Raw genomic sequence first — 26,523 nt, 5'->3', positions numbered from 1 at the left:
TCAAAGGAGAGACAAACTCATGCCATACATTGTTGATGTTTATGCACGCGAAGTATTAGACTCCCGCGGCAACCCAACAGTTGAAGTTGAAGTATATACAGAAACAGGAGCATTCGGCCGCGCATTAGTGCCAAGCGGAGCTTCTACAGGTGAATACGAAGCAGTTGAGCTTCGTGACGGCGACAAAGACCGTTACCTTGGAAAAGGCGTGTTAACAGCTGTTAACAACGTAAACGAAATCATTGCTCCAGAGCTTCTTGGCTTTGATGTAACTGAACAAAACGCAATCGATCAGCTTTTAATCGAGCTTGACGGTACTGAAAACAAAGGCAAACTTGGTGCGAACGCAATCCTTGGCGTATCTATGGCTTGTGCACGTGCTGCTGCTGATTTCTTACAGATTCCTCTTTACCAATACCTTGGAGGATTCAACTCAAAAACGCTTCCTGTACCGATGATGAACATCGTCAACGGCGGAGAGCATGCTGACAACAACGTGGATATTCAAGAATTCATGATCATGCCTGTAGGTGCTCCTAACTTCCGTGAAGCACTTCGCATGGGCGCTCAAATCTTCCACAGCCTGAAATCAGTTCTTTCTGCTAAAGGAATGAACACAGCTGTAGGTGATGAAGGCGGATTCGCTCCAAACCTTGGTTCTAACGAAGAAGCGCTTCAAACAATCGTTGAAGCAATCGAAAAAGCCGGCTTCAAACCTGGCGAAGAAGTCAAACTTGCAATGGATGCTGCATCTTCTGAGTTCTACAACAAAGAAGACGGCAAATACCATCTGTCTGGCGAAGGCGTTGTGAAAACGTCTGCTGAAATGGTTGACTGGTACGAAGAAATGGTTTCTAAATATCCAATCATCTCTATCGAAGACGGACTTGACGAAAACGACTGGGAAGGCCACAAGCTTCTTACTGAGCGTCTTGGCAAAAAAGTTCAGCTTGTTGGTGATGACCTCTTCGTTACAAACACGAAAAAACTTGCTGAAGGTATCAAAAACGGCGTAGGCAACTCTATCCTGATCAAAGTAAACCAAATCGGTACATTGACTGAAACATTCGATGCGATCGAAATGGCGAAACGCGCAGGCTACACTGCTGTTATCTCTCACCGTTCTGGTGAAACGGAAGACAGCACAATCGCTGACATCGCTGTGGCAACAAACGCAGGACAAATCAAAACAGGTGCTCCGTCACGTACGGACCGTGTTGCGAAATACAACCAGCTTCTTCGCATCGAAGATCAGTTGGCTGAAACTGCTCAATACCACGGTATTAACTCTTTCTACAACTTAAACAAGTAATAAAATGACCGCCGAGGTTTCTCCGGCGGTTCTTTTTGTTTTTAGAGATCTAAATAAAGCCTCACCATATCACGGCATTGAATGCCGTTTTCAAAGATCTCCTCCTCATAATGTCTAATAAAAAAATCATGGTCGATCGCTTGCAGGCGAAATCCGCATTTTTGATAAAGAGAAAGCTGATGGATGCTGGAATTTCCAGTTCCAATCTCAACCACCTTTGCTCCCATATGTTTCGCTTTTTCGATGGCGTCGCGGATAAGAAGCTTGCCGATGCCTTGTTGTTGCATTGTTTGTTTTACTGCAATGTTAACGATTTCTACGGTTTGCGGCCTAGTTGTGATGATCACGTATACACCAGCTAATTCGCCCGATATATAAGCAATGTAGCATTCTCCTCTGGCAATGTACTCATCAACAATTTCTTTTGACGGATCGGCGAGCAGCAGAAGCTCATACAGCGCTTGATCATAGTTTGTCGCTTTTTGAATGGTGAGCTGTTGCATCATCATTCCACCTTTTCACATGTTTATAGAGATATTTTCGTGATTTCCTCCAATTTCATACCATTCTATTATAAAATATGTAACATAGGAAATATGTACAAAATAGTGGATAACAAATAGGAGGAAAGTCACATGTTTTGTAAGGAATGCGGTCAAAAAAATAATGAAGGGGCCAAGTTTTGTAGAGAGTGCGGCACCCCGATTGGAGGGAGCAGCAGACAGGCAAATAAAGAAACAGCAAGCACTGCTGAAACGAGGCAGGCACCGCGAAAACCAATCCCTAAGAAAACCATCATGTTATGGAGCAGCATTGCCGCAGCGTGCGTCATATTATTCGCCGCATATAAAACCGGAGCGTACTTGACTTCAAAGGATAGGTTAGTCCACAAGTTTGAACAGGCTGTAAATGATGAGGATAAAGACCAAATCGCGTCTCTCCTTACGCCGGTAAATGACAAGCTTAAGCTGACTAAAAATAATGTAAAGCCATTTCTTACATATTTGAAGGATCATCCTGACAAAAAAGATGAGCTTTTTGCATCGCTGCGTGCTGAAACAGCCCAAAAAGAAATCGTATACGCGGAGAAAGATGGGAAAAGCTTGCTAGTGTTTGACCATTATGATTTAAAGATTGCACCTGTTTATTTTGAAGTAACCAGCAATTATAAACATACGGATCTCTATGTGAATAAAGAGGAAGCCGGATCTGTAAAGAAAGCAGATCAAGCACAAACCCTCGGACCATACATTCCCGGCGAATATACTGTCTCAGCCAAACTGAAAAACGATGTAGTCGATCTTGTGAAAAAGGAAGACATTCAGGCGGTTGGTGACAACAGCTTTCATGTTGATCTCTCATTAGAAGCAGACAATGTAACATTCAGCTTAGCGGATGACATTAAGGATGGAAAGGGAGAATTGCTGATTAACGGTAAATCCATCCATAAGGATCCGTTCAAATCTGTCACATACGGCCCGCTTCTGACAGACGGATCAATGACTGCTGCTGTTGAAGCGGAGTTCCCATGGGGAAAAACAAAAACAGCGGGCGTACCGATTGATAGCAAAGAAATGGAGTTAACATTAATTCCTGACCAAGACACACAAGAAACAATCATGAACACGATTGTCAAAACGACAAAGCAATATTCCAAAGCGCTTTCTGATGGAAATACAGCTCAGATGACAGAGGCAAGTGCCAGTTGGAAAGCCGAAGTAAAAGATAACGTAGACTCGATGAAAAACACGGATTCTTACTTAAAAGATAAATATCTGGAAACAGACTTTGATTTGGATACATTTGCTCTATCCCAGAAAAATGACGGTACATGGCAGGCGACGGTAAAAGGAAAAGAACTTCACCAGTCGGCTAATTATAATGACTATACGAAACCTGAAATGTCGGATGAGAGCCCGAGCTATGAATATCTGCTTTCATATGATAAAAAACAGAAAAAGTGGACTTTCGAAGATGCGGAATCATCTTTTGATTCTGCCGGAACAAACATAAAGAAAATAAAAAATGATCATGCAGAGACGTACACGTCAGCCTGGGCAGACGCAAAAGGCAAGAAAGCAACCGTAAGCCCATCCACCGGCGATGTCACGGATGAACAAGTGACATCATTTATGGTTAGTTATCTGACAAATCAATCAACCGCAGTGAATTTAAATGAATTTGCAGTCATGGAAGGCAATCTGGAAAAAGGAAGTTCATTATATAATGATCAGCAGAAATTGGTTAAGAAGCTGTATAGCGAGGGGACGACTGAAGTATTTATTGATGTAGAGGTAAAAAGCTTTAATCAAAGCGGCTCGACTATCACAATTAAAACATATGAAGAATTTGATATTACAAAATCAGGCGGCAGTACAAAGCGCAGAACATACAACTGGACCTACACCGGCGTAGTGAAAGACGGAAGAATTTATTTAACGTCTATTCAATAAAAACAAACCCCCATCACCAGCAGGTGATGGGGTTGTTTTTTAAAAGAAGATATAACGGAAAATCTCTTTGATATAATGTTCGATAATGAACCGAAACGCAACGCACGTGATCAGATAAATCACAATGGTTGAGTAAATGATATCAGCCTTTCCTTTATGAGAATGCTGGTAACTGCTCAGCATCGCAGGGGGAATAGCGAAGAATGCGCCGATTAAACCAATTGCTAACACGGTGAAACAAAGATCTGTATGGAATAAAAACAATAGAAGTGCAAGAATCAAAATAGCTGTAAACGGAATAAGAAACGCACCAAATCTGGATAGTGAATCTTTAAATGACACTTGGTTTCCCGCGATTTTTAAGGAAAAAAAGATCAATGCATGCAACCCGAAAATATAAAGGGCAAAGTAAATGGTTGGCTTGAAAAAGATTTCTGTAAAGCTCGCACTGCCGGGGCCATCTGAAAAAAGAATATAAAACATCAGCGGAGTTAGCAAACTGAAAAGCACCATTGTAATGATTCCGCTGATCAGCTGTTCGCCGCCTGTTGTTTTGCATTCCTGATAAGGGCGTTTCAGAACAGCCAAGACAAATGAACCGAACTGCTTTGCTGCTTGTTTTGCAGCCTCAGCTCCCGCCTGTGCTCCTTGATTTTCGCCCGCTTGGCGTGGAAGAGGCGATCCGCATTTCTCACAATATTTTCCGCCATCTGCTTGATGACCGCATTGAGGACAAAACATATAATGACTCCTTTTACATGTAATATAGGGAAAATAGACTAATAATGTCATTATAAAAGAAAAAAGTAGAAAAGTAACCAATATCCATCCAAAAACTTTCTCCAAGATATGTATCAGAAAAAAGACACGGGCTGCCAGATGCGAACCCGTGTCCTCTTTCTAGTTATTCATATATTTTTCAAATACGTCACCGAAATCTTTAATATGGTACTGCGAGCGGACGGAAGTGACCCATGTAAATCCGAATTCGGTCAGCTCTTTGTATTGTGTTTCAATATTGACGTGCTCAGGGCGGGTATGCTGAAGGATGGTGACTGCTCGTTCCAGGCTTTGTTCAGCCTGATTGATCAAAATGTCATTTTCATAGATTGTTTCTGAGATACGGAGAAGGGCTTTATACAAATCTTTTAGCTTTTCAATTTGCTCTTTATGCACATCGATATCAAATTGTTCAGAGCCCAGCTTGAACTTGATTTCAACATCCAAATCAACTTTCCCGGCGGTTTCCAGAAAAACATCAGAGATTTTATATTGGGAATAAGGGTAGCGTTTCAGCGTTCGTTTAGAGGAAGTGGCACGTTCGCCGTCAACATGGATCAGCGCCAGATTCGTGAAGCAATATTCATCGGCTTTTGTTTTAATCAGGAAATAAATTTTTTCGTTGTCTTCATGCATGACATAGTCATCCGCATCTGTTTTATCATAATCCTGAGGTTCGATAATTTTTCCGATATCTGATAATCCGAGTGCATCTGCTGCAATTTTCTTGAACATATAGATACATCCTTCCTATTTACATAGTCACTTCATTGTAGCATGTGGCGTTTCCGAACGGCTATAAACGTTTGTGAAGAATCAGCCTCTGGGTAAGGCCAATGTCACATGGTGGAAGTATACGATGTTCTCATATATGATATTTCCAATAATCTCATCATGTAGAAAAGCAGCTCCCTTACTTCAGGGAGCTGCTTTCAGCTGTTTTCGGCACGTATTCAAATACTTCCTCACTCTCAAAAAACTCAATTAAGCGACTCAGCCAGTCATAGTAATGGAGCCATTCTCTTAATTCATTCAGCAGCTGATTGACCTTCTCTTCCGCTTCGGGGGTAAGCCCGTCCCTTTGTAAAAGATCTGTCAGCTCCCGGTTTAATTTTTTATACAGCACTTTGTTTTTGCTCACGACCTTTGTCCAGTTCGCCGCAAATAAAGATATGAAGGTTTGATAATAATCCTGCTCTACGTCGTAAAGATCTTTTCTTACGCCTTTTTCAAATACTTTTTCGGCAATGTTGGCATCAATCATTTCACGGACGACCTGGCTCATCCGTGTTTTGCTCATGCCTGTTGCTTCTGACAGCTCGCTTAACGTCATCGGTTTTCGATTCATATAAATAATCCCGAGCACACGCCCGACAGTAGAAGGCATTCCAAACGTATGCATATTTTCGGCAATCTTCTCAATGAGATGCTCTTCAGCATGTTCAATGATGTCGAGAGCAGTTTTTTCCACAGCTGATCATCCCTTCAAATGGCAATTGATGGTGTCAATATATCATATTTCTGCCAGTTGTTGAAAACAGCTGTATGCGGAGGAAGCGAGAGGTATCCGGCGTAATTGTAAGAACACCTTCTCTGCCTGAGTCATAACAATAAATATCTGTAAATAACATATAATTTCAACACATTGTAAACTTTTTATTTTACAAAGTTCAAATTATAATAAAGATTATACTTTTCAGAAAAATGAATGGAAACCTGCGGAGGTGCACGGATTGCTGAAATTAGAACAAGTGTCAAAAGTATATAAAGGCGGCAAAAAAGCTGTGAACAGCATTGATTTAGATATTGCCAAAGGCGAATTTATCTGTTTTATCGGCCCGAGCGGCTGCGGAAAAACGACGACGATGAAGATGATTAATCGACTGATTGAACCGTCGTCAGGAAAGATCTTTATCGACGGAGAAAACATAATGGAACAGGACCCGGTTGAACTGCGGAGAAAAATCGGCTATGTGATTCAGCAAATCGGTTTGTTTCCCCACATGACCATTCAGCAGAACATTTCACTCGTACCGAAACTGCTGAAATGGCCTGAAGAAAAACGGAAAGAACGGGCGAGCGAGCTGTTACAGCTTGTTGATATGGGCCCTGAATATTTAGACCGTTATCCCCACGAGCTCAGCGGCGGACAGCAGCAAAGAATCGGCGTGCTGCGCGCACTGGCTGCGGAACCCCCTCTCATTTTAATGGATGAACCGTTCGGAGCGCTTGACCCGATCACGCGGGATTCCCTTCAGGAAGAATTTAAAAAACTGCAGAGAACGTTAAACAAAACCATTGTGTTTGTGACCCATGACATGGACGAAGCCATTAAGCTAGCTGACCGGATTGTGATTTTAAAAGCGGGTGAAATCGTTCAGGTCGGCACACCTGATGAGATTCTCAGAAATCCGGCAAATGAATTTGTAGAAGAATTTATCGGGAAAGAGCGCCTGATCCAGACAAGACCTGAAATTGAGCGGGTTGAGCAGATGATGAACAGGATGCCTGTCACGGTCACAGCGGACAAAACGCTTTCTCACGCCATTCAGCTGATGAGAGAAAAACGCGTCGACTCGCTGCTTGTTGTAGATGAGCAAAATGTGCTGAAGGGATACGTAGATGTTGAAATCATTGATCAAAGCCGCAAAAAAGCGAGCGTTGTTGGTGAAGTGTACCGGTCGGATATGTATACCGTGCAAAAAGGAGCCCTTCTCCGAGATACCGTCCGGAAAATCTTGAAGCAAGGAATGAAGTATGTTCCCGTTGTTGATGAAGAGCACCATTTAGCAGGGATTGTGACAAGAGCAAGCCTTGTGGACATCGTATACGATTCCATATGGGGCGAGGAAAACCAGCTAATGACGATCTGATCAGGGGAGGAGCTCTTATACATGAATCAAATGATGACTTTTTTACAGACGAACGGCGGTGAGCTGCTGTATAAAACAGGTGAACATTTATACATTTCGCTCATTGCTGTTGTGTTGGGCATTATCGTTGCGGTGCCGCTCGGTGTTCTGCTGACCAGAATGAAAAAAGGCGCTGGCGCGGTTATAGGTGCCGTCAACATTGTGCAAACCTTGCCAAGTCTGGCGATTCTGGCGTTTTTTATCCCGCTTCTTGGTGTGGGAAAAGTGCCGGCGATCGTCGCTTTATTTTTCTATTCGGTGCTTCCGATTCTGCGCAATACGTATACAGGCATTAAAGGTGTAAACAAAAATCTGCTTGAGTCAGGAAAAGGGATTGGAATGACCGTCTGGGAGCAGATTCGGCTCGTCGAGATTCCACTGGCGATCCCAATTATTATGGCGGGAATCCGTACATCAACGATTTATTTAATCGGCTGGGCGACCCTTGCCTCATTTATTGGCGGCGGCGGTCTCGGTGATTACATTTTTATCGGACTGAACCTGTATCAGCCTGAATACATCATTGGCGGTGCTGTGCCGGTTACGATCTTAGCCATTATCATTGATTACTTGTTAGCCGTGACGGAACGAAAAGTGACACCGAAGGGATTGCAAGGAATGAAGGAAGTTTCTTAAGGAGTTGGCTGTGTTGAAAACGAAAAAAATCAGATGGATCGGCGCGCTCGCTTTCGCCTTTGTCATGCTGCTGAGCGGCTGTTCTTTGCCGGGACTTGGCGGGGCCTCCAAAGATACGATCAAGGTCGGAGCGCAAAGCATGACAGAATCAGAAATCTTAGCGAATATGATTGCGCAGCTCATTGAACATGATACGGATTTAAATACGGCTTTAGTCAAAAACCTCGGATCAAACTATGTTCAGCACCAGGCGATGCTTGGCGGTGACATTGACATATCCGCCACGCGCTACTCAGGGACCGATTTAACGAGCACCCTCGGAATGGAGGCTGAAAAGGATCCGGAAAAAGCGCTGAATATCGTGCAGAAAGAATTTGACAAACGTTTTAAATATAAATGGTTTGATTCTTACGGATTTGATAACACATACGCCTTTACCGTAACAAAAAAGTTTGCGGAAAAGGAGCATGTAAACACTGTGTCTGACCTGAAGAAAAACGCTTCTGAATATAAACTGGGCGTCGACAATGCCTGGCTGAAACGGAAGGGCGACGGGTATAAAGGCTTTGTCAGCATGTATGGATTTGAGTTTGGAACAACTTATCCGATGCAGATCGGACTTGTCTATGACGCAGTCAAAAACGGGAAAATGGACGCTGTTCTTGCTTATTCCACAGACGGCCGGATTAAGGCGTATGATCTGAAAATCCTAAAAGACGACAAACAGTTTTTCCCGCCGTATGACTGTTCACCTGTGATTCCGGAAAAGGTGCTTAAAGACCATCCTGAGCTTGAAGGCATTATTCATAAACTGATCGGGGAGATTGATACGGAAACCATGCAGGAGCTCAACTACGAAGTAGACGGCAAGCTGAAGGAGCCGTCTGTTGTGGCGAAGGAATTTTTAGAGAAACATCATTATTTTGACTAAGAAAAGAGGCAGATTAAATGGAAGTATTACAGCAGCTTGGCACTTACTATTCGCAAAACGGCGGTTATGTGCTGCAAGAGTTTTACCGCCATTTTCTGATGTCGGTGTACGGCGTTTTGTTTGCGGCCATCGTCGGTATTCCGCTTGGCATCCTGATTGCCAGATATCGAACATTAAGCGGCTGGGTTTTCGCCGTCACGAACGTGATTCAGACGGTGCCGGCGCTCGCCATGCTGGCCGTGCTGATGCTAGTGATGGGGCTTGGCGCCAATACGGTCATTTTATCGTTATTTCTTTATTCACTGCTGCCGATCATCAGAAATACGTACACAGGCATTGTCAGCATTGAACATGCCTATCTTGAATCCGGAAAAGCGATGGGCATGACAAAGTTTCAAGTGTTGCGGATGGTCGAGCTTCCGCTGGCACTTTCTGTCATTATGGCCGGCCTTCGCACCGCGCTCGTCATTGCCATCGGCATTACAGCCATCGGGACATTTGTCGGCGCCGGAGGCCTCGGAGACATCATCGTCAGGGGATCAAACGCAACAAACGGGACCGCGATTATATTAGCTGGCGCGATCCCGACAGCCCTTATGGCGGTGATAGCTGATTTGGTCATGGGCTGGCTTGAACGCGTGTTAAGCCCGATTAAAAAAAAGAAAAAACTGCTCAGTGCAGCTTAGTAAAAAAACGCCTTGTTTATGACAGGGCGTTTTTACGGTTTCGGCACATATTTAAAAATCTCTTCACTCTCAAAAAACTCAATCAGACGGCCGAGCCAATTGTAATAGTCAAGCCATTCCTTTAATTCCTTCAACAGCTCATTCACCTTTTCTTCCGCTTCAGGAGAAAGCTCTTCATCCAAGATACTGAGCAGCTCCCGGTTGAGTTTTTTATGCATCATTTTATTTTTGCTGACGACTTTGCTCCAAGTGGCTGTAAACAGTGTGATAAAGGTTTGGTAGTAATCCTCTTCAACATCGTATAAGTCTTTTCGCACGCCCTTTTCGAACACCTTCTCGGCGATGTTGGCATCGAGCATGTCCCGCACGACTTGGCTCATTCGCGTTTTGCTCATGCCGGTCGCTTCTGATAATTCCGTCAGCGTCATCGGCTTCCGATTCATATAAATAATGCCCAGCACACGTCCAACGGTAGAGGGCATTCCAAATGCATGCATGTTTTCGGCGATTCTTTCTATGAGGTGGTCTTCAGTCTGTTCAATTATCGTTAACGGATCTTTCTCCAACAGTTTCAATCCTTTCAGCTAACAATTCCGATGTCAATATACCACATTTTTAATGCGGCGAAAATGCTGTAACCATAGAATTTGGCAGGAAATTGGAGCAATAAGGAGATCATTACCGGTCAATACGGGTAAATCAGGGCTTACACATACTTTATAAATAATATGAACAAATTGTAAACTTTTTATTTTATAAACTTTATTCTATAATGAGAAGCATTCAATTGTCTGAAAAATTAAATACAAATTGAACGAATTGAATGAATTTAATTTTGGAGGTGCGATGTTTGCTGACATTACAAAATGTCTCGAAAACATATAAGGGTGGCAAAAAAGCTGTGAACAGCGTGAATCTGGAGATTGAAAAAGGTGAATTTATCTGTTTTATCGGTCCAAGCGGCTGCGGAAAAACGACAACGATGAAAATGATTAATCGATTAATTGAGCCGTCTGCCGGCCAGATTTTTATTGACGGCGAGAACATTATGGAACAAGACCCGGTAGAACTCAGACGTAAGATCGGCTATGTCATTCAGCAGATCGGTCTGTTCCCCCATATGACCATTCAGCAGAACATTTCACTTGTGCCTAAGCTGCTGAAATGGCCGGAGCAGCAGCGGAAAGAACGTGCGCGTGAGCTTTTAAAATTGGTCGATATGGGACCTGACTATTTAGACCGTTATCCTCATGAATTAAGCGGGGGACAGCAGCAGCGAATAGGTGTATTACGGGCACTTGCCGCGGAACCGCCGCTTATCTTAATGGATGAACCGTTTGGGGCGCTTGACCCGATTACGCGGGATTCCCTTCAGGAAGAATTTAAAAAACTGCAAAAAACCTTACATAAAACCATCGTATTTGTTACCCATGATATGGATGAAGCGATTAAGCTTGCAGACCGGATTGTCATTTTAAAAGGCGGAGAGATTGTGCAGATCGGAACGCCTGATGATATTCTGAGAAATCCGGCAAACGAATTTGTTGAGGAATTTATCGGCAAGGAGCGCCTGATTCAGTCATCAAGTCCTGATGTTGAGCGGGTTGATCAAATGATGAGTACACACCCGGTGACCATTACGGCAGATAAAACGCTCTCTGAAGCGATCCAGCTGATGAGGCAGGAGCGTGTCGACTCGCTGCTGGTTGTTGATGACAGCCATGTTCTTCTAGGCTATGTGGATGTGGAAATCATTGATCAGTGCCGGAAGAAAGCCAATCTCGTAGGCGATGTCCTGCATCAAGACATCTACACCGTATTGGGCGGCACACTGCTGCGGGATACAGTACACAAAATTTTAAAACGGGGTGTAAAGTATGTGCCGGTTGTAGATGAAGACCGCCGTTTAATAGGAATTGTGACGAGAGCGAGCCTGGTTGACATTGTATATGAGTCCATCTGGGGAGAAGAAAAACAGCTCGCAATATTGTCATAGGGAGGTTGTAAGACGTGAATCATATCATTGAATTTTTGCAAACCAACGGGGGCGAGCTGCTTTATAAAACATATGAGCATATCACCATTTCTCTCATCGCCGTCATTTTAGGCGTTGCTGCCGCTGTGCCCCTTGGGGTTGTGCTGACCAGAATGAAAAAAGGAGCCGGCACCATTATCGGTATTGTAAATATCATTCAGACGCTGCCTAGTCTGGCAATCCTCGCTTTCTTTATCCCGCTCTTGGGAGTCGGAAAAGTCCCGGCTATTGCGGCCTTGTTTTTCTATTCCGTTTTGCCGATCCTGCGCAACACGTATACCGGGATTCGCGGCGTTAACAAAAATCTGCTTGAATCAGGAAAAGGCATCGGGATGACGGCCTCTGAACAGATCCGTCTCGTGGAACTGCCGCTTGCCGCGCCCGTCATCATGGCGGGGATCAGAACATCTACGATTTATTTAATCGGATGGGCGACGCTTGCATCCTTTATCGGCGGCGGCGGATTGGGTGATTATATTTTCATCGGCCTGAATTTATATCAGCCGGAATATATCATCGGGGGAGCGGTTCCTGTCACGATATTGGCGATTGTCATTGATTATGTGCTGTCAGTAACTGAACGAAAACTGACACCTGCCGGCATGCAGAGATTGAAGGAAGTTTCATAAGGAGGCGGCTCATGAAAAGAAAATATCTCAAGTGGATGATCGGTTTACCGCTCGCAGTAATGCTGATGCTAAGCGGCTGTTCGCTTCCGGGTCTCAGCGCCGCTTCAGACCAGACCATTAAAATCGGCGCGCAAAGCATGAGTGAATCAGAAATCATCGCCAGCATGCTTGGCCAGCTGATCGAACACCATACAGGTCTAAAAACAACAACCATTAAAAATCTCGGCTCAAATGCAGTGCAGCAGCAGGCCTTATTGAACGGAGAAATTGATATAGCGGCCACAAGATATACAGGTGACGCGCTGACAGGCACGCTGAGGATGAAACCTGAAAAAGATCCGGACAAAGCGCTGGCGCTGACACAGCGGGAGTTTAAAAAAAGATATGATTTAAAATGGTATGACTCCTACGGGTTTGATAATACGTATGCCTTTACCGTCAGCAAGAAGCTTGCGGACCAATATCATTTAGAAAACGTATCAGACGTCAAAAAATGGGCGCCGCAATTAAAGCTGGGCGTCGACAACTATTGGATGAAGCTGAAGGGGAACGGCTATCAGGATTTTACGAAAACCTACGGCATGACATTCGGCGGCACGTATCCGATGCAGATCGGGCTTGTGTATGACGCGGTGAAAAGCGGAAAAATGGACATTGTCCTTGCCTACTCCACGGACGGGAGAATCAAGTCCTATGATCTCAAAATGCTAAAGGATGATAAACAATTTTTCCCGCCGTACGACTGCTCTCCGGTTGTTCCGGAACAGGTGCTGAAAGAACATCCTGAACTGGAAAGCATCATCCAGAAAATGATCGGAAAAATCGATACAGCCACGATGCAGGAGCTCAACTATGAAGTCGACGGTAACCTAAAAGAACCGTCTGTCGTTGCCAAGGAATATTTGCAAAAGCATCACTACTTCGAATCGTGAAAGGGGGATTGACCAATGAATGTGCTTGAACAGTTAATGTCGTATTATGCACAGAACGGCAGCTACGTCATGGAAGAATTCGGCCGCCATTTTCTCATGTCGGCTTATGGGGTCTTGTTTGCCGCTGTCGTCGGTGTTCCGGTGGGGATCCTTATTGCGCATTTCCGCCGCTTGTCAGGTTGGGTATTCGCCGTTACAAATGTCATTCAGACGATTCCGGCGCTCGCCATGCTGGCAGTCCTGATGCTTGTTATGGGGCTCGGCGCAAACACTGTGATTGTATCATTATTTCTGTATTCCCTTCTGCCGATTATCCGAAACACGTACACAGGCATTGTCAGCATTGAACACGCAACCTTAGAATCAGGAAAAGCGATGGGGATGACGAAATTCCAGATTCTTCGGATGGTTGAGCTCCCGCTCGCACTTTCTGTCATTATGGCAGGCCTTCGAACGGCTCTCGTCATCGCCATCGGCATTACAGCCATCGGCACATTTGTCGGTGCCGGCGGCCTTGGGGATATGATCGTCCGCGGGTCAAACGCCACAAACGGAACGGCAATTATTCTAGCAGGCGCGATTCCGACTGCGGTAATGGCGGTTGCGGCTGATTTGCTTATGGCTTGGCTGGAGCGGGCGTTACACCCGGTCAAGAAAAAAAGAACCAGGGTGAGACGTATTCAAACAGCTGCATAAGAACAAAAAAAGAGGCCTGGATGATTCCAGCCTCTTTTTTCATATTTAAATTATAAACTGATCCATCTTCTCATTAAGTTCTTTCGCCAAACGCTCAAGCTCCTCAGCATTTTGAAGCACTTGATCCATTGAATGGGCAGATTGCTCGGTAATGGAAAATGTTTCTTCAATGCCGGCGGCAGATTCTTCAGAAACAGAGGCGATATTTTCAATCGATTGGTTAATTGTGATCGATTGGTTTGTTAACTGCTTTAATCCGTCCGTTACTTCCTTAATGCTGTCCGCTACATAGGTGACCGATTGCTTAATGTTCTGCATGGCTTGTCCGGTGTCAGTCAGGTTTTCAGTACCTTTTTCTACTTCTGTAAAGCTGCTTTCCAGGTATTGAATGACAGTGTTGATCTCCTGCTGTGTGCCGCCTACTATTTTAGTGATATCCTGAACGGAGTCAGATACGCCGTCTGCTAGCTTTCGGACCTCTTCGGCTACAACGGCGAAGCCTTTGCCGCTTTCTCCTGCGCGGGCTGCCTCAATTGCGGCATTAAGTGACAGTAAGTTCGTTTGCTCGGCAATGCCGTTGATGACCTGAACAAGCTTGTTGATGTCCTGTGAATGCTGTTCCAGCGATCTCACTTTATGAACAGCTTCCTGAACGATATGATGTATCGTTTTCATTTGCTGCACTGATGTATTCATATTATCGTTTCCGTTTATGGCGAGTTCGAGAACGTTTTGAGACGTATCGCTGATCGTCATGCCGTGATTGTAGGCTTTATCAATGCGTTCTGTAAATTCATTCATTGATTCGGCAATCGTCACAGCGTCTTGCGCCTGCTGCTCGGAGCCTTCAGCCATTTCGTTCATCGTTTCGGTAATATGCCTGCTGCCGGTTCTTGTTTCATTCGTTGCAGTGGTCAGCACTTGTGATGAAGAAAGCACGCGGGTGGAAATTTCTTTTGAATACCCGACGATATCTCTTAAATTCCCTACCATTTTCTGAAGCGCTTCGTTCAGATCGCCAAGCTCGTCTTTTGATGCCAGCGGCTCTATGTCATTTGACAGATTGCCCTCGGCGATTTCATTCGCAGATGATTTCATTCGAATAATCGGTTTTACAATGCTGCGATTGATATAAAGCCAGATACATATGCTGATGACGATGGAAGCTGCCAGAAGCAAAGCCGTGTAAATGAGGCCTTTATAATAAACGTCCTTGGTTTCTTTCACCGCCGTGTTGCTGCCTTCTTTATTAAAGTCAACCAGTTCAGTGATTGATTTTTTCATGTCTTCAAAGCTTGCTTCAGTCTGTACCAATAAACCCCTTGCTTTATCTATATCATTCGTGCGTCCGCTCTCTAAAATCTGGTTATGAATATTCGTATATGAGTTGACTTCAGTCTTGAGCTGTTCGAAAATGCTGCGCTCTTTGTCGTTAGAGATCGTTTTTTCATAGTTATCAAGCTTTTCATTGATATCCTTAAGGATCTGGTTCATATCTTGTTCCAGCGTATCCATTTTATCTTTGTCTGTATAAATGAGGAAATCCTTTTCCTTAGAGGAAAGGTGCTCTGTTAAATAATTAATAGATGTGATTTCTTTAATGCCGTCTATCCATTTTGTGTTGATTTCATCTGTCTTTTTGATGATGTGCTGCATATTGAAAGCGCCTATTGCGCCTATAAGCAGATTGATGAGGATCAGTGTCAAAAATACCAGGCTGAATTTGCGGGAAATCGTCAGTCGCATAAAGTGTTCTCCTTTTAAAAAAAGTGATGTGATGTACTATATATCGGCTGAGAAATTGTTTTTTCACCTGGAAATAAAAAATAAAAAACGGATCTTCTCTCCGTTGAGATCAGAACCGTTTTAGCAATTACATATGAAAGGAAGGGTCTATCCATTCAGTCGCCCATTTGGAGATTTCACCCAGAATGGGCGCTAACGCCATTCCTTTGTCGGTTAATGAATATTCGATGCGAACTGGAGTTTCGGGGATGACGTCCCGCTTAACCACTCCTTCTAGCTCAAGTTCTTTCAGCCTTTCTGACAGAACTCTGCCGCTTAGATTTGGAAGTGCTGCTTCTATTTCGCTAAATCGCTGCTGACCGTTCAACAGTTGAAAAACGATTAAAGCAACCCAGCGTTTACTCAAGATGTCGACTGCTTTTTCAAATCTAGGACACATTTCTGATTGGTTCATGCTTTTTCACCTCGTCTGTCATTATTATAACGCAAATAACGAGGGAACGTATGCATGCGTGATTGATAAAATGCGGAAAGAGATGCAGAGGATTACGTGGAAGAGGAGCGTTTTTTCGCCTCGGAAGCTAAAAAATCGAAGTATTTGCTGAGATTTTCAATATCCTTTTTTGAGAGGTGCTTCCATTCCTTGCTGTTAAAAAGAGACAGGTTCCCCGCTCCGCGAGTGACTGCTGTCTGATAAATCGCATAAATAGACTGATAGCCTTCCGAAGCCTCTCGAATTTCTTCAGGAAAAGCGGTGATGTGCCCTGCAGCTGCCATCAGGTTTTCGTGCGGTATTTTCAGCACAGCTGCGAGCTTTTTTATGGTCGCGGGCTTCGGTGTACCGCGCTTGCCGTTTTCTATTTTTGAAATGGTCGCTGAGCTGATGCCCGAATACACTGCAAGCTGGTTCACTGTTAGTTTGCGGGCGCGGCGCAGCGCCCTTAATTCCTGTCCGAATGTTGACATAATAATCGCCTCGCATTTCTACTAAGAGTTATTGATCAGCAGATCGTTTTTTGGCTTCGTCTGAAATAAAGGAGAAATAATGATCCAGCATGAGCAAATCCTCTTTATTGAGATACTGCCATTTTTCACTCTCTAGAAGGGCAAGATTTTTCAGGTCATAAGCCTCCGCCTTTTCAAGCAGCTGGCACTTCGTTTCATAAGGCGCTCTGGCTTCATGAACCTCTTCGATATATCCCGCTTTATACATAAGCCCTTCATAAGGAATTTTTAAGGCTTCCGCCAGTTTTTTGATGGTGGCAGGTTTAGGAACGCCGCGTTTGCCGTTTTCAATTCTGGAGATGCCGGCCGCACTTACACCGGAATAAGTCGCCAGCTGGTTGACGGTTAACTTTCTCTCCTCACGCAATGCCCGTAATTGTTCGCCAAAGCTTTCCATAAGTCTCACCCCGTCCCTCACTGTTACTCATATTTTAGTATGTTTATTGACTAAAGGGAATAGGGAGGCTGGAAATGTATTGACAAAAGTTAACAAACGCCGTAATGTAAATGTATAGAAAAAAGTTTTTTCATGAACGGAAGGTGAGGAAAGTGCCAGTAGAAAAGATACAGATTAGACGTGATTATGTATTGCAGTATATGGTCAATAACGATTATTCCCTCAATCAGCTTGCGCTGGAAATCGGAGTCTCACCCGCCACACTGAGCCGTGTGCTGAATGGAGAAAGACGGCCGGGACAGCTTGTGATCGGAAAAATGCTTCACTATTTTGACTTGAAGTTTGAGGATCTTTTTTACTATGACTTTATTGACAAAAGTCAATAAATTGAAAACGCCTGGGAACCAAGCGTTTTCTAAGCCTTATGATCAATGTGTCAAAATAAAACCCGTCACAAGTTCATTACAAGTTTTCCATTGCTTTGTCGGCAGCTGATGGCCCTGATATTCCAGCCTGAAAAATTCAGCGTGGCTGCATGCTTTCCGGTAATAGCCTGCATGTGTATAGGTCCAGTCGCGCAGGCCGCCATACATAAACAGCATCGGCATGTTAAAACGGCGCAATTGTTCAAGGCAGCTGTAGCGGAGCGAATCCTGATAATATTGATACCAATGGCTAAGATCAGCTTTCTTCATATGACTCGTTAATATATTTCGGAGCTGTCTGTTTTTCGTATGGCTGCTGGCGATGATTTTCATCAGCGCGCTGGGATTTTTTTCAAGAAGATACATTCCTATTTTGTGAAGCTGCTGACCGACCATGGTATGAACAGCGGGGTAAGCGCCGGCCAACACCAAATGAGACACTTTGTCCGGCCGGGTGAAGCCAATGTGCTGTGCAATTAAGCTGCCGGCGGAATACCCGAATACTGCAGCCTGATCAATGTGCAAACGATCCATAAATTGCACGATCTCGTTTGCGTAATAGGAAATCGAGATTTGCTGGTCTGCGTGATCGCTGTCGCCATGACCGCTTAAATCGGGAAATATCACCCTGAAATGATCCGCCAGAAGGCGCTGATAATAAAAAACCTTGCGTCCCATGCCTGGCGGGTGAATAAAAATGACAGGGATTCCCTGTCCATATTCCTCATAATATAGTTGTTTCTTATTGACTATGCTGATGATCGGCATTGCTGTTCTCCTTTTTCGCTCAATTCATATGAATAGGCTAACCAAAACAAAATGTCTTATCCGGCCTTTTGGCGTCTGATACGGCGTGACATGCCAAACCTTTTCATGTAAAATAGAAGTAATGTAGGCCAGTGAGTCTGGAGGTGTAAGGGATGCACGCGGTTTTGATTACCTTATTGGTTATCGTCAGTATTGCACTTATTATTGTCGTTTTGCTTCAATCCAGTAAAAGCGCCGGATTATCTGGTGCGATTTCAGGCGGAGCGGAGCAGCTCTTCGGGAAACAAAAAGCAAGAGGTCTTGATTTGATTCTGCACCGCATTACGGTTGTGCTGGCAGTCTTGTTTTTCGTGTTGACGATTGCGCTTGCTTATATCCTATAGGGCAATGTTTGTATAAGGTCTGATGTAAAGTCAGGCCTTTTTCACGTTTCTGGCTGATATCAGAGCGTTTTTTTCTGATCAAACTGTGGAAAACTAAAATGATCGTGCAGAAAGAAAGGGAGAAATGAGCATGAAAGTTGTGACACCAAAACCATTTACTTTTAAAGGCGGAGACAAAGCGGTGCTTCTGCTGCACGGCTTTACAGGGAATACAGCGGATGTGAGAATGCTGGGACGTTATTTGAATGAACGAGGCTATACGTGCCACGCGCCTCAATATGAAGGACACGGCGTTCCTCCTGAAGAATTGGTACATACGGGGCCGGAAGACTGGTGGAAAAACGTCATGGATGGCTATGATTATTTAAAATCTGAAGGATATGAGAACATTGCTGCCTGCGGACTGTCGCTTGGCGGGGTTTTTTCGCTGAAATTGGGTTACACTGTACCCATAAAGGGAATTGTTCCAATGTGCGCGCCAATGCATATTAAAAGCGAAGAGGTCATGTATCAGGGCGTCCTTTCCTACGCGCGCAATTACAAAAAATTCGAGGGGAAAAGCCCGGAACAAATTGAAGAGGAAATGAAGGAATTTGAAAAAACGCCGATGAAAACCCTTAAGGCGCTGCAAGACTTGATTGCCGATGTGCGAAAGAATGTCGATATGATTTATTCTCCGACATTTGTTGTGCAAGCCCGTCATGATCACATGATTAATACCGAAAGTGCCAATATTATTTACAATGAAGTGGAAACTGACGATAAACAGCTGAAATGGTATGAGGAATCAGGCCATGTTATCACGCTGGACAAGGAACGGGACATCGTACATCAAGATGTGTATGAATTTTTAGAGAAGCTGGATTGGTAACTAACAGGAGGTCGGATGATGGAAAAAGAAGCATTTATGGATAAGCTTCTCTCGTTTATGAAAGAAGAGGCATATAAGCCTCTGACTGTTCAGGAACTTGAGGAGATGTTACAGATTACGGAAGCCGAGGAATTTAAAGAGCTCGTCAAAGCACTGGTTGCGCTGGAAGAAAAAGGGCTTATCGTGCGGACGAGAAGCGACCGTTATGGCATTCCGGAAAAAATGAATTTAGTTAAAGGAAAGCTTTCAGCGCATCCGAAGGGATTTGCCTTTTTGCTGCCTGAGGATACATCGTTAAGCGATGTGTTTATTCCGCCTAATGAGCTAAATACTGCTATGAACGGCGATATCGTAATGGTACGCCTGAATTCGCAGTCTAGCGGCTCTAGACAAGAGGGCACCGTCATTCGCATTTTAGAAAGGGCGATTCAGCGTGTTGTCGGAACGTATACAGAAACAAAAAACTTCGGTTTTGTGATTCCGGATGACAAAAAAATCACAAGCGATATTTTCATTCCTAATAGCGGGAAAAACGGAGCGGCTGAAGGGCATAAGGTTGTTGTTAAGCTGACCAGCTACCCAGAAGGCCGCATGAACGCAGAGGGTGAGATTGAATCCATTCTCGGCCATAAAAATGATCCGGGCATTGATATTTTATCGGTCATCCACAAGCACGGTCTGCCGGGAGAATTCCCTGCAGACGCAATGGAACAAGCGACAAGCACGCCTGATACGATTGATGAAAAAGATCTGAAAGACCGCCGTGATCTCCGTGACCAGGTCATTGTTACCATTGACGGAGCAGACGCGAAGGACCTGGATGACGCGGTTACAGTGACAAAGCTGGATGACGGCAGCTATAAGCTTGGCGTTCACATTGCCGACGTCAGCCATTACGTGACTGAAAATTCGCCGATTGACAAAGAAGCGATGGAAAGAGGAACGAGTGTCTATTTGGTTGACCGTGTGATTCCGATGATTCCGCACAGACTGTCAAATGGTATTTGTTCATTAAATCCGAAGGTTGACCGGCTGACACTTTCTTGTGAAATGACCATCAACAGCCAGGGTGAAGTCACAGAGCACGAAATCTTCCAAAGCGTCATCAAAACAACGGAAAGAATGACATATTCCGATGTGAATCAAATTCTTGTTGATGATGATGAAGAATTAAAACAAAAATACGAACCGCTCGTGCCGATGTTTAAAGACATGGAGCGACTGGCAGAAATTCTTCGCGAAAAGCGGATGAACCGCGGCGCCGTTGATTTTGACTTCAAAGAAGCAAAGGTGCTTGTTGATGAAGAAGGCGCGGTCAAAGACGTTGTGATCAGAGAACGCTCTGTCGCCGAAAAACTGATTGAAGAATTTATGCTTGTTGCGAATGAAACTGTCGCAGAGCATTTCCATTGGATGAACGTTCCGTTTATTTACCGGATACATGAAGAGCCCAATGCTGAAAAACTGCAAAAGTTTTTAGAGTTTGTGACGACATTTGGCTATGTTGTAAAAGGTACGGCGGGAAATATTCATCCGCGCGCGCTGCAAAGCATTCTTGACGCAGTTCGTGACAGACCGGAGGAAACAGTGATTTCTACTGTCATGCTTCGTTCCATGAAACAGGCGAAATATGATCCGCAAAGCTTGGGGCACTTTGGCCTGTCAACGGAATTCTATACCCATTTCACATCGCCGATCCGCCGTTATCCGGATTTGATCGTTCACCGTTTGATCAGAACGTACTTAATCAACGGCAAAGTCGATGAAGCGACACAGGAGAAGTGGGCTGAACGACTTCCGGATATCGCTGAACATACTTCATCAATGGAACGCCGTGCAGTTGACGCAGAGCGTGAAACAGATGATTTGAAAAAAGCGGAATATATGCTTGATAAAATTGGTGAAGAATTTGACGGCATGATCAGCTCTGTGACAAACTTCGGGATGTTTGTCGAGCTGCCGAATACAATTGAAGGACTCGTCCACGTCAGCTTTATGACGGATGACTATTATCGCTTTGACGAGCAGCATTTTGCGATGATCGGCGAACGGACGGGGAATGTGTTCCGTATCGGGGATGAAATTACAGTCAAAGTCGTTGACGTCAATAAAGACGAGCGCAATATTGACTTCGAAATCGTCGGTATGAAAGGCACCCCGCGCCGTCCGAGAGAAATGGACAGCCGCAGCCGTAAACGCGGAAAACCTGCCAGAAAACGCGTGTTAAGCACAAATACGCCTGTATCTCCAGCTCCTTCCGAGGAAAAAGGAGAGTGGTTCACAAAGCCGAAGAAGAAAAAGAAAAAACGAGGCTTTCAAAACGCACCGAAGCAGAAACGGAAAAAGAAGAAATAGCAGCTCAACCAGCAAATAGGGCCGCAGTGCTCTATTTGCTTTCTTTCGGAAACAGCTTTTCATTGTCGCCATGCGTGACATTTGGTAAAATAGAGCGTATCGCAAAGGTGGACAGTTTTCCTTAGTGAGAGGAGGTTCTGGCATGCCGAAAGGGTCAGGAAAAGTATTATCTCAAAACAAAAAAGCCAATCACGATTATTTTATAGAAGAAACATATGAAACAGGCATTGTATTGCAAGGAACAGAAATCAAAGCAATTCGCGCCGGCCGCGTGAACCTTAAGGATTCCTTCGCCAAAATTGAACGGGGAGAAGTATTTCTCCACAATATGCACGTCAGCCCGTATGAGCAGGGAAACCGCTATAACCACGATCCGCTCCGGACGAGAAAGCTGTTAATGCACCGTAAGGAAATTAATAAGCTGATCGGCTTAACGAAGGAAAAAGGTTATTCTCTCGTTCCGCTCAAGCTGTATTTGAAGAACGGCTTTGCCAAAGTTCTTCTCGGTCTGGGTAAAGGGAAGAAAAACTATGACAAACGTGAAGATCTGAAGCGCAAGGATGCGAAGCGTGAAATTGAAAGAGCGTTCAGAGACAGTCAAAAAGGGTTCTAAAAGCATAACGCTTGATACTGAAATCCAGCCTGTGCTATACTGATTTCACGATGAGATGACACGGTCTTTTCTTGAAGGATTTGACAATTGAAATGAGCCGTGATCATGTTATAATAGGAATGTAGCCAGTTTGAGTGAGAGCTTGATATTTCTCCCGTATTTCCCTTAAAACAAGGGGACGTTACGGATTCGACAGGGATGGATCGAGCTTGAGCTGCGAGCCGAGAGGCGATCTCGTAAACACGCACATAAATATAACTGGCAAAACTAACAGTTTTAACCAAAACGTAGCATTAGCTGCCTAATAAGCGCAGCGAGCTCTTCCTGACATTGCCTATGTGTCTGTGAAGAGCACATCCAAGTAGGCTACGCTTGCGTTCCTGTCTGAGAACGTAAGAAGAGACTAACAGACTAGCTCTCGGAAGGCCCGCCCGCAGGCAAGAAGATGAGTGAAAACATAAGTATGCAGGCTACGCTCGTAGACGCTTAAGTAATCGATGTTTCTGGACGTGGGTTCGACTCCCACCGTCTCCATACATACTAAAATAAAGCAGAACCTCTTAGAGGTTCTGCTTTATTTTTTCTCCAGACACAGGCACCAAAAAGTGCGTACTTCCATTTCAATCCCAGCTGTTTCATACTGGATTTACAGCAGATGTTTCACCCATCACATTTCTGTTAATAAATAAGAGGAAACAAAAACGGAGGGATGAATGAATGAAGCTGAATTTGCATGGGAAAACCGCACTGGTGACTGGCTCAACGTCGGGGATCGGCAAAGCGATTGCCGCTTCGTTAGCGGAGGAAGGCGCGTCGGTTATCATTAACGGACGCCGGGAAGAAAAAGTGAATCAGACGATAGACGAATTGAAAACACAGCATGCAGAGGCTGTGTTTTATCCGGCCGCATTTGACCTTGGAACCGATGAAGGCTGCAATGACCTGTTTCAGGCATATCCGCAGGTTGATATTTTGGTCAATAATTTAGGGATTTTTGAACCGGCGGAGTATTTTGATATTCCCGATGAGGAGTGGTTCCGATTTTTTGAAGTGAATATTATGAGCGGTGTGAGGCTCACACGCAAGTATTTGCACAAAATGATAGAGAAAAAAGAAGGCCGGGTGATTTTTATTGCCAGTGAAGCGGCCATCATGCCTTCTCAGGAAATGGCCCATTACAGCGCGACGAAAACGATGCAGCTTTCCATTTCCCGCAGCTTGGCGGAACTGGCAACCGGCACAAATGTAACGGTAAATACAGTCATGCCGGGTTCAACCTTAACAGAGGGAGTGGAAACAATGCTGAACTCTCTTTATCCTGGTGAAAACCTGACTGTTCAAGAAGCCGAGACCCGTTTTATGAAGGAAAACCGTCCGACTTCAATTATCCAAAGGCTGATCCGGCCGGAAGAAATCGCCCATTTTGTTACATTCCTAAGCAGTCCGCTGTCATCCGCGATTAATGGCGCGGCACTGCGGGCGGACGGCGGCTTGGTCCGCAGCGTCTTTTAGAAAACCTCTCCCTCTGGGATGAGGTTTTTTTATTGTATTGATTTCCAGAACCTGTTATCGTATAATGTTGGTACCGAAATAGTTTTTATAGTACCGAAGGCGAGGTGGTTGAATTGGAGAAAAGAATATTGGCTGAAACCATTCGGCTGATCAGACAGAAAGGTTTTTCATTTACAATGAACGATCTGGCGACAGCGCTTGGAACAAGCAAGCGGACGCTTTATGCGCATTATTCGTCGAAAGATCAGCTTGCGGAGGCCGTCGTGGAGCAGTTCATCGCAGAGATGAAGCAAATGGAAAAAAGCATCTATGAAGATGAGACCCTAGATGCGCTTGAAAAGGTGAAGCAATTGCTGATCGGTCTTCCAAAGGAAATGGAACTGCTGAACATGGGGTTATTACAAGAGCTGAAGAAATCCCATTACGATGCGTGGCTCACATTAGACATCTTTATGAAGGAAGAATGGTCAGTTGTTATCGATTTGTTAAACGAATGCAAGGAGCAAAAGAAGATCAGAAACATCAATATAGATTTATTGGTTCAAATGTATATAGGGAGCATCAACCAAGTGTACGATCCTGATTATCCGCTTAAACATCAGTACACAACAGGGGAGGTTCTTGAATCAATCGTAGATGTATTATGTAACGGCATAACAGAAAAATGAGGAGGCTGGTGGTGCGTGCAGTGGATGTTTTTATGTATGGCCATTTTATTTGAAGTTGCCGGAACAGTCAGTATGAAGCTTTCATCGGGTTTTACGAGGCTTCTGCCAAGTGTGCTATTGATGTTTTTTTATGGCGGGAGTCTTTTCTTTCTAACGCTTACGCTCAAATCTATCGATGTATCTGTTGCTTACGCTGTCTGGTCGGGGATGGGCATTGTCCTGATCACAGTTGTTGGGTTTTTGTATTTTCAAGAGAATATAAGTGTCATGAAACTGATTTCAATCGGGCTGATTATTGCCGGTGTAGTATCTTTAAACCTGATCGATCAAGGTGCGGAGCCTCAAACGGTGCATAAAAGTGAGCAGTAACATGAGAGTGATGAAACTGTTCTTTCTCGTGACTGATATTGGTTTTATATTGTACTGGCTGTCTGCCGGCTTTTCATTAATGCCGGAAAACTGGGCCTTTAAACATTATCAAGATCCGTTTATGATCGCCTGGAATTGGTCCTTTTTTCCCTTGGATATTTTAATCTCCATTACTGGTTTGTACAGCTTATATTTGCAGCGCGTCAAAAGAGCAATATGGAGGCAGATGGCGCTGATTTCTCTTGTGCTGACCTTCTGTTCAGGACTTCAGGCTTTATCATTCTGGACATTTAGCGGGGATTTTGATCTTGCATGGTGGCTGTTCAATGGATACCTTTTGATTTATCCTTTATTTTTTATTCACAGACTTTTATCTAAGCAGTGCGAGTAGCACTGCTTTTGTTTTTCGAAAACACCTTGTTTTCAGAAAATTTAACGATATCATATGTAATATATCGCATATTACATGTCAGGAGGATATACGTTGGCGACTCAGAAACAACGGTTGTACGGCTTTTTTATGGTGATTGTCGGAGCTGCTTTTTGGGGATTATCGGGAACGGTTGCCCAGCATTTATTTGAAACGAGTGATGTATCGGTGGAGTGGCTTGTAACGGTGCGTTTACTGTTATCAGGCCTGTTGGTGCTGATTATAGTATCCGCCGGTAAAAACAGGAGGGCCGTTTGGGGCATATGGAAAGATAAAAAAGCGGCTGTTCAGCTTATTGTTTTCGGGATTGCCGGCATGCTGGGTGTTCAGTATACATTTTTAGCTTCAATCGGAACCGGGAACGCAGCGGTGGCCACGCTGCTTCAATACTTAGCGCCTGTTCTGATTATGCTGTATTTGCTTCTGACCCGAAAGAATTCATTTCAGTTTTCCGATTTTTTGGGGCTATTATTGGCTTTAGCTGGCACTTTTTTGCTGCTGACGAATGGAAACATCAGCAATTTAACAGTTTCTCCTTTATCTGTTGGATGGGGGCTTCTGTCTGCTGGCGCGCTTGCCTTCTATACGCTGTATTCCAGTTCTCTTTTGAAAACATGGGGGTCGGCTCTCGTCATTGGCTGGGGGATGCTGATCGGGGGCGTCGGCATGAGCTTTATTCATCCGCCTTGGGCTGTCCATGCAGAAGGCTGGACGGTTTCTGGAATTGTATCGGTCGCTTTTATTGTCATTTTCGGAACGTTATTGGGATTCTGCATGTATCTAGAAAGCTTGAAATATTTATTTCCCCAAGAAGCGAGCATGCTGGGATGCACAGAGCCGGTTGCTGCAGTCGCGTCTTCTATTCTTTGGCTTGGCGTGTCCTTTGGGTTGTTTCAGGCGGCAGGAGCGGCATGCATTTTAGTCATGATTTTTGTCCTTTCACAGAAGAAAAGTGCGGCAAAACGGCAGCATTAAAAAA

At 44.4% G+C, this 26,523-nt stretch carries 30 protein-coding genes and 1 other RNA gene; 21 read left to right on the top strand and 10 right to left on the bottom strand.

Features of this window, described 5'->3' with window-relative positions; genetic code table 11:
* Positions 1 to 19: 19 nt before the first annotated feature.
* Positions 20 to 1,312: a phosphopyruvate hydratase gene (gene eno / locus V6D42_RS10990; protein WP_003151625.1), complete on the top strand. Its 1,293-nt coding sequence runs from the start codon at positions 20 to 22 to the stop codon at positions 1,310 to 1,312.
* Positions 1,313 to 1,353: 41 nt separating this feature from the next.
* Here eno and V6D42_RS10985 read toward each other — a convergent pair whose 3' ends face one another.
* Positions 1,354 to 1,815: a GNAT family N-acetyltransferase gene (locus V6D42_RS10985; RefSeq protein ID WP_333513241.1), complete on the bottom strand. Its 462-nt coding sequence runs from the start codon at positions 1,813 to 1,815 to the stop codon at positions 1,354 to 1,356.
* Between the two features lie 132 nt (positions 1,816 to 1,947).
* On the opposite strand from V6D42_RS10985, the gene V6D42_RS10980 reads away from it, so the two are divergent.
* A complete protein-coding gene (locus V6D42_RS10980; RefSeq protein ID WP_333513240.1) occupies positions 1,948 to 3,765 on the top strand; it encodes a zinc ribbon domain-containing protein in 1,818 nt (605 codons plus the stop codon).
* Between the two features lie 39 nt (positions 3,766 to 3,804).
* On the opposite strand, the gene V6D42_RS10975 is transcribed toward V6D42_RS10980, so the two are convergent.
* The 3 genes from V6D42_RS10975 to opcR form a co-directional block, all read right to left on the bottom strand.
* Positions 3,805 to 4,506, bottom strand: coding sequence for a zinc ribbon domain-containing protein (locus V6D42_RS10975; RefSeq protein WP_333513239.1), 702 nt, complete (start codon positions 4,504 to 4,506; stop codon positions 3,805 to 3,807).
* A 159-nt stretch (positions 4,507 to 4,665) separates the two neighbouring features.
* A complete protein-coding gene (locus tag V6D42_RS10970) occupies positions 4,666 to 5,280 on the bottom strand; it encodes a PH domain-containing protein (RefSeq protein ID WP_024122878.1) in 615 nt (204 codons plus the stop codon).
* 178 nt (positions 5,281 to 5,458) lie between these two features.
* Entirely contained in the window at positions 5,459 to 6,016 is a 558-nt protein-coding gene (gene opcR, locus V6D42_RS10965) for an opuC operon transcriptional regulator OpcR (RefSeq protein WP_010331908.1), read from the bottom strand.
* Positions 6,017 to 6,278: 262 nt separating this feature from the next.
* Here opcR and opuCA point away from each other — a divergent pair, with 262 nt between their 5' ends.
* From opuCA to opuCD, 4 genes are all read left to right on the top strand, one after another.
* Positions 6,279 to 7,418 (top strand): osmoprotectant ABC transporter ATP-binding protein OpuCA, encoded by a 1,140-nt coding sequence (opuCA, locus tag V6D42_RS10960; RefSeq protein ID WP_333513238.1) that lies wholly within the window; start codon positions 6,279 to 6,281, stop codon positions 7,416 to 7,418.
* A 21-nt stretch (positions 7,419 to 7,439) separates the two neighbouring features.
* Positions 7,440 to 8,093, top strand: coding sequence for a glycine betaine/carnitine/choline/choline sulfate ABC transporter permease OpuCB (gene opuCB / locus V6D42_RS10955; RefSeq protein WP_229149234.1), 654 nt, complete (start codon positions 7,440 to 7,442; stop codon positions 8,091 to 8,093).
* A 64-nt stretch (positions 8,094 to 8,157) separates the two neighbouring features.
* The gene (gene opuCC / locus V6D42_RS10950) at positions 8,158 to 9,024 is read left to right on the top strand and encodes an osmoprotectant ABC transporter substrate-binding lipoprotein OpuCC (protein WP_333513721.1); all 867 of its coding nucleotides are present in this window, start codon (positions 8,158 to 8,160) and stop codon (positions 9,022 to 9,024) included.
* A 17-nt stretch (positions 9,025 to 9,041) separates the two neighbouring features.
* Positions 9,042 to 9,710, top strand: a complete 669-nt coding sequence (gene opuCD / locus V6D42_RS10945) for a glycine betaine/carnitine/choline/choline sulfate ABC transporter permease OpuCD (RefSeq protein ID WP_010331904.1) — start codon at positions 9,042 to 9,044, stop codon at positions 9,708 to 9,710.
* A gap of 32 nt (positions 9,711 to 9,742) precedes the next feature.
* Here opuCD and V6D42_RS10940 read toward each other — a convergent pair whose 3' ends face one another.
* A complete protein-coding gene (locus V6D42_RS10940) occupies positions 9,743 to 10,276 on the bottom strand; it encodes a GbsR/MarR family transcriptional regulator (protein WP_101864777.1) in 534 nt (177 codons plus the stop codon).
* Between the two features lie 284 nt (positions 10,277 to 10,560).
* On the opposite strand from V6D42_RS10940, the gene opuBA reads away from it, so the two are divergent.
* From opuBA to V6D42_RS10920, 4 genes are read left to right on the top strand one after another with little or no spacing between them, the layout of a single operon-like run.
* Complete coding sequence (gene opuBA / locus V6D42_RS10935) at positions 10,561 to 11,706, top strand: choline ABC transporter ATP-binding protein OpuBA (RefSeq protein WP_326203488.1); 1,146 nt, start codon at positions 10,561 to 10,563, stop codon at positions 11,704 to 11,706.
* 14 nt (positions 11,707 to 11,720) lie between these two features.
* Positions 11,721 to 12,374, top strand: coding sequence for a choline ABC transporter permease OpuBB (opuBB, locus tag V6D42_RS10930; RefSeq protein ID WP_333513236.1), 654 nt, complete (start codon positions 11,721 to 11,723; stop codon positions 12,372 to 12,374).
* A gap of 11 nt (positions 12,375 to 12,385) precedes the next feature.
* Positions 12,386 to 13,306, top strand: a complete 921-nt coding sequence (gene opuBC / locus V6D42_RS10925; RefSeq protein ID WP_333513235.1) for a choline ABC transporter substrate-binding lipoprotein OpuBC — start codon at positions 12,386 to 12,388, stop codon at positions 13,304 to 13,306.
* A gap of 15 nt (positions 13,307 to 13,321) precedes the next feature.
* Complete coding sequence (locus V6D42_RS10920; protein ID WP_333513234.1) at positions 13,322 to 14,002, top strand: ABC transporter permease; 681 nt, start codon at positions 13,322 to 13,324, stop codon at positions 14,000 to 14,002.
* Positions 14,003 to 14,047: 45 nt separating this feature from the next.
* On the opposite strand, the gene V6D42_RS10915 is transcribed toward V6D42_RS10920, so the two are convergent.
* From V6D42_RS10915 to rghR, 4 genes are all read right to left on the bottom strand, one after another.
* A complete protein-coding gene (locus tag V6D42_RS10915; RefSeq protein WP_333513233.1) occupies positions 14,048 to 15,748 on the bottom strand; it encodes a methyl-accepting chemotaxis protein in 1,701 nt (566 codons plus the stop codon).
* Between the two features lie 127 nt (positions 15,749 to 15,875).
* Positions 15,876 to 16,202 carry a catDE operon transcriptional regulator CatR gene (gene catR, locus V6D42_RS10910; protein ID WP_010331897.1) on the bottom strand — a complete coding sequence of 109 codons (327 nt, stop codon included), beginning with the start codon at positions 16,200 to 16,202 and terminating at the stop codon, positions 15,876 to 15,878.
* Positions 16,203 to 16,294: 92 nt separating this feature from the next.
* Entirely contained in the window at positions 16,295 to 16,714 is a 420-nt protein-coding gene (locus tag V6D42_RS10905) for a helix-turn-helix domain-containing protein (protein ID WP_168748757.1), read from the bottom strand.
* 28 nt (positions 16,715 to 16,742) lie between these two features.
* On the bottom strand, positions 16,743 to 17,150 hold the full coding sequence (gene rghR, locus V6D42_RS10900; RefSeq protein WP_010331895.1) for a transcriptional repressor RghR: 408 nt from the start codon (positions 17,148 to 17,150) through the stop codon (positions 16,743 to 16,745).
* Positions 17,151 to 17,302: 152 nt separating this feature from the next.
* Here rghR and V6D42_RS10895 point away from each other — a divergent pair, with 152 nt between their 5' ends.
* Positions 17,303 to 17,536 (top strand): helix-turn-helix domain-containing protein, encoded by a 234-nt coding sequence (locus tag V6D42_RS10895; RefSeq protein ID WP_010331894.1) that lies wholly within the window; start codon positions 17,303 to 17,305, stop codon positions 17,534 to 17,536.
* A 42-nt stretch (positions 17,537 to 17,578) separates the two neighbouring features.
* On the opposite strand, the gene V6D42_RS10890 is transcribed toward V6D42_RS10895, so the two are convergent.
* Positions 17,579 to 18,343, bottom strand: coding sequence for an alpha/beta fold hydrolase (locus tag V6D42_RS10890; protein ID WP_333513232.1), 765 nt, complete (start codon positions 18,341 to 18,343; stop codon positions 17,579 to 17,581).
* Between the two features lie 152 nt (positions 18,344 to 18,495).
* Here V6D42_RS10890 and secG point away from each other — a divergent pair, with 152 nt between their 5' ends.
* The 10 genes from secG (at position 18,496) to V6D42_RS10840 (ending at position 26,519) form a co-directional block, all read left to right on the top strand.
* Complete coding sequence (gene secG, locus V6D42_RS10885) at positions 18,496 to 18,726, top strand: preprotein translocase subunit SecG (RefSeq protein WP_003220028.1); 231 nt, start codon at positions 18,496 to 18,498, stop codon at positions 18,724 to 18,726.
* A gap of 130 nt (positions 18,727 to 18,856) precedes the next feature.
* Positions 18,857 to 19,597: an alpha/beta hydrolase gene (locus tag V6D42_RS10880; protein ID WP_010331892.1), complete on the top strand. Its 741-nt coding sequence runs from the start codon at positions 18,857 to 18,859 to the stop codon at positions 19,595 to 19,597.
* A gap of 18 nt (positions 19,598 to 19,615) precedes the next feature.
* Positions 19,616 to 21,952: a ribonuclease R gene (rnr, locus tag V6D42_RS10875; protein WP_333513231.1), complete on the top strand. Its 2,337-nt coding sequence runs from the start codon at positions 19,616 to 19,618 to the stop codon at positions 21,950 to 21,952.
* 142 nt (positions 21,953 to 22,094) lie between these two features.
* Positions 22,095 to 22,565, top strand: a complete 471-nt coding sequence (smpB, locus tag V6D42_RS10870; RefSeq protein WP_010331890.1) for an SsrA-binding protein — start codon at positions 22,095 to 22,097, stop codon at positions 22,563 to 22,565.
* A 174-nt stretch (positions 22,566 to 22,739) separates the two neighbouring features.
* Positions 22,740 to 23,102, top strand: a transfer-messenger RNA (tmRNA) gene (gene ssrA / locus V6D42_RS10865).
* Between the two features lie 180 nt (positions 23,103 to 23,282).
* On the top strand, positions 23,283 to 24,077 hold the full coding sequence (locus V6D42_RS10860; RefSeq protein WP_333513230.1) for an SDR family NAD(P)-dependent oxidoreductase: 795 nt from the start codon (positions 23,283 to 23,285) through the stop codon (positions 24,075 to 24,077).
* 113 nt (positions 24,078 to 24,190) lie between these two features.
* Positions 24,191 to 24,745, top strand: coding sequence for a TetR/AcrR family transcriptional regulator (locus V6D42_RS10855; protein WP_333513229.1), 555 nt, complete (start codon positions 24,191 to 24,193; stop codon positions 24,743 to 24,745).
* Positions 24,746 to 24,760: 15 nt separating this feature from the next.
* Positions 24,761 to 25,114, top strand: coding sequence for a DMT family transporter (locus V6D42_RS10850; RefSeq protein WP_333513228.1), 354 nt, complete (start codon positions 24,761 to 24,763; stop codon positions 25,112 to 25,114).
* Between the two features lies 1 nt (position 25,115).
* Positions 25,116 to 25,505, top strand: coding sequence for a YvaD family protein (locus tag V6D42_RS10845; RefSeq protein ID WP_333513227.1), 390 nt, complete (start codon positions 25,116 to 25,118; stop codon positions 25,503 to 25,505).
* Between the two features lie 93 nt (positions 25,506 to 25,598).
* On the top strand, positions 25,599 to 26,519 hold the full coding sequence (locus V6D42_RS10840; RefSeq protein ID WP_333513226.1) for an EamA family transporter: 921 nt from the start codon (positions 25,599 to 25,601) through the stop codon (positions 26,517 to 26,519).
* The last annotated feature ends 4 nt before the right edge of the window (positions 26,520 to 26,523 follow it).

Source organism: Bacillus sp. 0909A (assembly GCF_036765115.1).
GTDB lineage: Bacteria > Bacillota > Bacilli > Bacillales > Bacillaceae > Bacillus > Bacillus mojavensis.
The sequence above is the reverse complement of the archived record's forward strand: the minus strand, read 5'-3'. Positions and strand labels throughout refer to the sequence as shown.

What these genes read in the sequence shown, in the direction of transcription:
- V6D42_RS10890 (WP_333513232.1), bottom strand. Translation starts at nt 18,343, where the DNA reads ATGCCGATCATCAGCATAGTCAATAAGAAACAACTATATTATGAGGAA.
- V6D42_RS10985 (WP_333513241.1), bottom strand. Translation starts at nt 1,815, where the DNA reads ATGCAACAGCTCACCATTCAAAAAGCGACAAACTATGATCAAGCGCTG.
- V6D42_RS10860 (WP_333513230.1), top strand. Translation starts at nt 23,283, where the DNA reads ATGAAGCTGAATTTGCATGGGAAAACCGCACTGGTGACTGGCTCAACG.
- catR (WP_010331897.1), bottom strand. Translation starts at nt 16,202, where the DNA reads ATGAACCAATCAGAAATGTGTCCTAGATTTGAAAAAGCAGTCGACATC.
- opuBC (WP_333513235.1), top strand. Translation starts at nt 12,386, where the DNA reads ATGAAAAGAAAATATCTCAAGTGGATGATCGGTTTACCGCTCGCAGTA.
- opuCC (WP_333513721.1), top strand. Translation starts at nt 8,158, where the DNA reads ATGCTGCTGAGCGGCTGTTCTTTGCCGGGACTTGGCGGGGCCTCCAAA.
- V6D42_RS10880 (WP_010331892.1), top strand. Translation starts at nt 18,857, where the DNA reads ATGAAAGTTGTGACACCAAAACCATTTACTTTTAAAGGCGGAGACAAA.
- V6D42_RS10975 (WP_333513239.1), bottom strand. Translation starts at nt 4,506, where the DNA reads ATGTTTTGTCCTCAATGCGGTCATCAAGCAGATGGCGGAAAATATTGT.
- V6D42_RS10905 (WP_168748757.1), bottom strand. Translation starts at nt 16,714, where the DNA reads ATGTCAACATTCGGACAGGAATTAAGGGCGCTGCGCCGCGCCCGCAAA.
- rghR (WP_010331895.1), bottom strand. Translation starts at nt 17,150, where the DNA reads ATGGAAAGCTTTGGCGAACAATTACGGGCATTGCGTGAGGAGAGAAAG.
- V6D42_RS10980 (WP_333513240.1), top strand. Translation starts at nt 1,948, where the DNA reads ATGTTTTGTAAGGAATGCGGTCAAAAAAATAATGAAGGGGCCAAGTTT.
- V6D42_RS10915 (WP_333513233.1), bottom strand. Translation starts at nt 15,748, where the DNA reads ATGCGACTGACGATTTCCCGCAAATTCAGCCTGGTATTTTTGACACTG.
- opuCB (WP_229149234.1), top strand. Translation starts at nt 7,440, where the DNA reads ATGAATCAAATGATGACTTTTTTACAGACGAACGGCGGTGAGCTGCTG.
- V6D42_RS10845 (WP_333513227.1), top strand. Translation starts at nt 25,116, where the DNA reads ATGAGAGTGATGAAACTGTTCTTTCTCGTGACTGATATTGGTTTTATA.
- secG (WP_003220028.1), top strand. Translation starts at nt 18,496, where the DNA reads ATGCACGCGGTTTTGATTACCTTATTGGTTATCGTCAGTATTGCACTT.
- smpB (WP_010331890.1), top strand. Translation starts at nt 22,095, where the DNA reads ATGCCGAAAGGGTCAGGAAAAGTATTATCTCAAAACAAAAAAGCCAAT.
- eno (WP_003151625.1), top strand. Translation starts at nt 20, where the DNA reads ATGCCATACATTGTTGATGTTTATGCACGCGAAGTATTAGACTCCCGC.
- V6D42_RS10970 (WP_024122878.1), bottom strand. Translation starts at nt 5,280, where the DNA reads ATGTTCAAGAAAATTGCAGCAGATGCACTCGGATTATCAGATATCGGA.
- rnr (WP_333513231.1), top strand. Translation starts at nt 19,616, where the DNA reads ATGGAAAAAGAAGCATTTATGGATAAGCTTCTCTCGTTTATGAAAGAA.
- opuCD (WP_010331904.1), top strand. Translation starts at nt 9,042, where the DNA reads ATGGAAGTATTACAGCAGCTTGGCACTTACTATTCGCAAAACGGCGGT.
- V6D42_RS10920 (WP_333513234.1), top strand. Translation starts at nt 13,322, where the DNA reads ATGAATGTGCTTGAACAGTTAATGTCGTATTATGCACAGAACGGCAGC.